Source organism: Anaerolineales bacterium, assembly GCA_022866145.1.
Taxonomy (GTDB): domain Bacteria; phylum Chloroflexota; class Anaerolineae; order Anaerolineales; family E44-bin32; genus PFL42.
The window spans coordinates 1-1505 of sequence record JALHUE010000313.1; the positions used below are offsets into that span (position 1 = coordinate 1).

At 65.4% G+C, this 1505-nt stretch carries 1 protein-coding gene; it reads right to left on the reverse strand.

The window, feature by feature from the left end:
- Positions 1 to 40: 40 nt before the first annotated feature.
- On the reverse strand, positions 41 to 1505 hold a 1465-nt coding region (locus MUO23_09730; protein MCJ7513232.1), incomplete at its 5' end, for a DUF6056 family protein.

Genomic DNA, 1505 nt, shown 5'->3' on the forward strand with positions numbered 1-1505 from the left:
GATCCTCCTTCCAGGGAGTGCTCCCCGCGCCGGTCCAAGCTCACTTCGCGATCACTCGCTTCAGACCGTAGGCCTGAGCCACACAGACATTGATCCACTCGGCCGGATCGTAGCCGATTTCCGTCAGGCCACCCATATGCGACAGGGAAGCGGCGCGGATCTCGTCAAGGCCGCGGGCCTCGGCCTCCCGCAAGGCTTGGTCCCGGCGCTCCCAATCCACGGCGAACGACTGAACCTCCGGCAACCGGATCAGCACGCGTTGGGTGCCCGGCAGCACGGAGATGACGACCAGACACACGCTGACCAGCCCCAATCCCAGGGCTGCCGGCCGTGCAAGTGGGCCGGCCCAAGCTGCCAGGGCGCTGCCCAGCAGGAAGCCCCAGACGCCGAGCCCGGCTACCAGGACGAACAGGCTGGTGACCAGAACCCTAGCATCTGGGTAATCAGAGACCGCGAACTCGTAAGGCGCCATGGTGACGATGAGCAAGCTGGCAACAACAGGCGGTAGAAGGATCAACCAGGGCACGAATCGCTTCGCGGCAAAGCGCGGTCCATCCGATAGGGGCGAGGCGATGCTCCCCAGTCCCAGGGAGATGCTCAGCGGCAGCGCGACCACCAAGGCCAATCCGGCAGGGATCTTATGGACGGTTCGCGAAAGGAAGATCCGTGTATCCTGGACCAGGCGACTTCCCAGCTGTGGGATCGTCACCGGGCCGGAGACCAGGCTGCGGCGGACCTCCGTGCCGGGGGCTACGTACAGCAACACCAAGGCCAGGCCGGCGCCCAGGAGTGCCGAGGCCAGCAGCGCCAGCATGCGCTTGCGGTTCCCCCGCATTCCGACCCAGGCCGCGACGGCTCCCACAGCCAGAACCGCGATCTGAAGCACAGCGTAGGTCTCCGAGAACCCACCCGCGATCAGGGCGTACAGACCCACAGCGAGACAGGCCGACGGCGAGACCGACTTGACCTCGCGGCTCGCCTGCCTCAACAGCCAGGCTCCGAGCCCGGTGAGCAGGATCAAGGGCAGGACGTAGGTCATCATCCCGGTCTGCCAGTAGAGCGACTGATAGGGGTTGGGCGTTCCGTCCAGCAAGACGAAGACCAACGCTGCTCCCACGGCTATGCCAGCCAGCACCGAACCTATGCTCCCTGCCCCGCGCCCCAGCTGGCGGAAGAGAAGCGCCAGAAGCAGAACCCAGCCCACGATGGCGAGAGCCGGAATGCAGCGGGTTACGACCACACCTGCGGCCTCCGCCAGATTCACCAAGAAGGTGAAGCTGTACCGTCCCGACCAGGTCGTGTACCAGAACTTCTGACTTTCCGAGAACCCCAGTCTGCGCAAGGTGCCGACGGTGCAGTAGTCATCGGCCATGTAGCGTGAGGACCAACCCACGACCGCGTGCGCTGCGAGAGGGATCGCCAACAGGAGACTGGCCAGCGCCAGCATGCCCATGGCGCCAAACCTCTGAATCCGGTGGGCCGGAGGGCTCGTAGTCCTGGACACC